General features: G+C 56.9%; 4 protein-coding genes. 2 read left to right on the top strand and 2 right to left on the bottom strand.

What is annotated here, in order from left to right; all coding sequences use genetic code 11:
* Window positions 1-889 (bottom strand): lamin tail domain-containing protein (locus tag ACP5EL_RS09540; protein ID WP_428402281.1); only part of this gene is annotated, 889 nt, incomplete at its 3' end.
* Between the two features lie 315 nt (window positions 890-1,204).
* On the opposite strand from ACP5EL_RS09540, the gene ACP5EL_RS09535 reads away from it, so the two are divergent.
* Window positions 1,205-1,672 carry a hypothetical protein gene (locus tag ACP5EL_RS09535; protein WP_428402280.1) on the top strand — a complete coding sequence of 156 codons (468 nt, stop codon included), beginning with the start codon at window positions 1,205-1,207 and terminating at the stop codon, window positions 1,670-1,672.
* Between the two features lie 105 nt (window positions 1,673-1,777).
* Window positions 1,778-2,245, top strand: coding sequence for a hypothetical protein (locus ACP5EL_RS09530; RefSeq protein ID WP_428402279.1), 468 nt, complete (start codon window positions 1,778-1,780; stop codon window positions 2,243-2,245).
* Between the two features lie 110 nt (window positions 2,246-2,355).
* Here ACP5EL_RS09530 and ACP5EL_RS09525 read toward each other — a convergent pair.
* Window positions 2,356-3,869: CoA-binding protein (locus ACP5EL_RS09525; RefSeq protein ID WP_428402278.1), on the bottom strand; the 1,514-nt coding region annotated here is incomplete at its 5' end.

Here is a 3,869-nt window from a genome sequence, read left to right as displayed (position 1 = left end):
GTCTCCAGTTCCAGAGCTCAGAGCCGTCGGGCATGCAGGCCCAGCTCTCGCCCTCAACGCTCGTACCGTAGGTTACAGAATCCTTCTGCACATCAGTGTCGTTGAAGAGGAATACCGTGTCGCCGTCGTTGTCGAGACGCCACATACTGACCACCAAAAACGAGCCAGGGGCCATTTCGACACTGCCGGATACTAGGTAGGATTCTATGTCCCTCGTATTGTTCGCTTCGTCTTTTATGGACCATCCGCTGACGTTTACAGAGGTGCTACCAGCGTTGTAAAGCTCGACGCGCTCATTGCTGCCATCGCTGCCCAGAGGGTTGGGAAGAACCTCGTTTATCACCACCCCCGTCTCGGTGGTCATTATATCCGTCAGGTTCCATTCGAGATACGGCCCATCTATTTGGGGATCTTCACTGGAAGAGCCGTCGGGAAAGGTTATGCCGGTGGTGCCGCTTTCGTAAGAGAAGCCCGAAGGGATGGTGACGTTGAGAAGAATATCATTTTCAGGGGTCGTCCCGGTGTTGTTGATGTACGCAGCAAAGCGGTTTGACTCGCAGATGTTGACCGAGGTCGGGGCGATGGCGTTTGTGCTCAAAGCTGCGAAGACGCCCGAGATGGACGCGAAAAGTAAGAAAGTGATCAGGAGAAGGGAGAAGACGTTCGTGACGCCTTGTGAAAATATGGATTTAAAAATGGATTGGACATTTATCACATGAATCACTCTTGAGCTGACATCAACGTTTGGATCTTCCTCCCATGCCCTTCCAAAATCTGGTCCCGACGGGTCTGTTGAAATGCGAGTCGTTCCTCTCCCTCCCAATCCGAGCGGTCGTCGATCGAGATGCTCTGGACATGAGACGACCGCAAAGATGGAGTACGTTTTCATATAGTGAATATTTAAGTGTTTCCAAAGTTGTTTTTGTGAAGTGATTATAATAAATTATCTGAATTATAAAAATATCGGGTTTCGTATGCTCCCTGACCGAGTTGAAATGGGCCCTAGGTGAACGCCAGCATAAACGACCAACTCACAGTGCTTTTAAGAGCGTTTATCCCCACCCTTCTCCGAAGATGGTTTGAGAGGTAACTTCGCCAGTCCAGAAAGATTCCTCCAACCTTCGCAGGTTCGAAACGATCAAAATGGAGTATCGGGCTCTGGCACTCGGAAAGGATTATATCGCCTTCACGACGAGCCTCTCTCATGATCGACATTCCCGAGATCCCAAAAGATCAGATCCAGCAACGGGTGGTGGCTATGTGGCTTGGAAGCTTCTACGGAAGCAGCGGCTACGTCGCGAAGAGACTCGGCAAAAAGGGGCTTCGCGAGTTTCAGGATATGGGCGCCCACCAGGTCGCCGACACCTTCAAGAGGCTCGAGCTATCCGAGCCGAAGGACCTGGCCGTCGCCGTAGCCACCAACGACAAGAACCTATTCGGAAGCGAAGTCTCGGTGGTGGAGGGGGACGGCTGGGTCGAGATCAGAAGGGAGAGGTGCGCCATCAAGGAGGGGATCAACGCCTTCGCCCGCCTGGGGGCGGGGCTTGTGGCAAAGCAGCACTGCAAGACCTGCATCGAGAGCCACTGGCGGAAGGTCTTCGCAGACCTGGGGATGAAGCTAGAGGTCGAGGAGAAGGACGAGGGGTGCGTTATGAAGATCTCCCGGCTCTGACCGTTGCGGGAGATCATACTGTCATCTATTGGGCAAGTAATTTAAATGAGGTCGGGCATACTCCCCTCTGGGGAGTGTGATTAAGATATGATTTCAAACCACAATTTGATTTTGGTCGTATCGGCCCTGATCCTGGCGGCGGGCCAGGCGAGCGGAGACTATCTGGACCCAGGAAGCGGGCCCGACTACTCGGCGTGGAGGTCCTACTTCTCCGACCCCATATTCTTCTCCGGGGGCGCGCCATCGAGGATCGACTACAGCCAGTACTACCCCTATTTCGGCTCTGGGATCTTCAAAGAACCGGCATCCCTGGGAGGATCTTCGAAGAACGTATCAACCCTGGGAAAGGTGGCCAAACAGCTAGCCGAGGCGAGGAAAAACCAAAGCCTGGCGATGGCAAACCAGTCCTCGACCGCCTTCGACCCTCGGTACAACAGGATGATCGACCCCTCCACTCTGCCGTCCAGCAAGAACTGGACGAGGACGATGGAGTTTGCCCGTAACCGATCATCCATGAAAATCTTTGAGGGCGGAAACTGGACCGTGCCCCAGGACGTCCAAAACTTGTATTGAATCGATACCGAACGGGACAGTGCCGCCGCCATCGTCCCCCCAAAGCCCGTCGGCTCCGGGGGATGATCCCCTCGGTGCGTGACGGCCTCCGAGGGGTGATGGGTCGGTCATCATCCAGAGAGCTGCCAGTGCCTGTACATCACCGATATGGCGTCTGCGCACTGCTCAGGGGTCTGGTAGACGGGGATTCCGACGTTCTCCATCTTGATGACGTCGTCCATGGCGAACTCCTTTCCTGCGACGCAGACCATGATCGGCTTTCCCCGATAGTCGATCTTGCCCAGGGGCTCGACGTAGCTTCCCAGGATCTCGGCCTGGAGGATGACGATGAAGCTTCCCACGTCCTCGCTCTCGACCCCGATCTCGATCGTCCTCTTCACCGTCTCCGCATCCATGCTGAAGGTGTAGTCGACGGGGTTCGTCCCGCCGACGTACTCCGGCAATAGATCCAGAAGCCTCTCCTTGAGGGAGGACTCCAGCTCTGAGAGCCTCATCCCCTCGTCGATGACGGCGTCGGCGGAGATGACGCCGAGGGACCCGGCGTAGGTTATGATGAAGACACCCTCCTTTTTGGGGAAGGGCTGCTTGGATACGGCCCGAGAGAGGTTGAACATGTGTTCATAGTCCCTCGCCCTGATCACCCCGGCCTGCTTGAAGACGGCGCTGTAGACGAGGTCGTCTCCGGCCATGGAGGCTGTGTGGGAGGCGACCGCCCTCTTCCCCGCCTCGGTTCTGCCGGACTTGAGGGTGATTATCGGCTTCTTCCTCGTGATCCTTTTCGCCACGTCGATGAACCTTCTCCCGCCCTTCACCGACTCCAGGTACATGCAGATGACGTTCACGTTCTCGTCCTGGCTCACCGCCTCCAGCATGTCCGTCTCGTTGATGTCGAGCTTGTTTCCGATCGTCGCCACGATCCCGAAGTCCATGATGTGCCGCAGCCCCCAGAGCATCCCGGCGGCGCAGACCCCGGCCTGGGATATGAGGCCGATGTTCCCCCGGGAGAGGGCGTCGACGATCCCGATCGACTGGACCATGCTGCAGTGGGTGTTTATTATCCCCGAACAGTTCGGTCCCAGGAGCCGCACGCCGTAGGCATCGGTGATCGCCTTCATCTCCTCCTCGATCTTCCGTCCCGCCTCCCCCATCTCGGCGAAGCCCGCGGACTCGACGATGACGTACTTGACGCCGCAGTCGCAGCACTCCTTCACCACCTCCGGCGTCATGCTCGCCTGGACCAGGATGACGGCGACGTCGATCGGCTCTCCGACGGCGCTGATCCGGGGGTAGGCCTTTATCCCCATTATCGACTCGGCCTTGGGGTTGATGGGGTAGAGCTCGCCCTTGAAGTCGTGGTTGATCAGGTTGCAGAAGACGTTCCATCCGAGCTTCCCTTTCGTCCCCGAGGCTCCGATGACGGCGATGCTCCTCGGGTAGAATAGATCGTGGAGGTCCTGGACCTTGGGCAAAGCCCTTTCGACGACCTCTGGCGCGTCGCCGAGGATCAGCCTCGCGTCCACCACCCGGTAGCCTTCAGGGTAGAGGAAGACGGGGTTTAAGTCCATCTCGGCGATCTCGGGATATTTCACCACCAGGTCGGAGATCTGCATCAACAGACCCTTCA

The sequence above is a fragment of the Methanocrinis sp. genome (assembly GCF_049974945.1).
Taxonomy (GTDB): domain Archaea; phylum Halobacteriota; class Methanosarcinia; order Methanotrichales; family Methanotrichaceae; genus Methanocrinis.
This window is presented reverse-complemented; position numbering and strand designations above follow the sequence as displayed.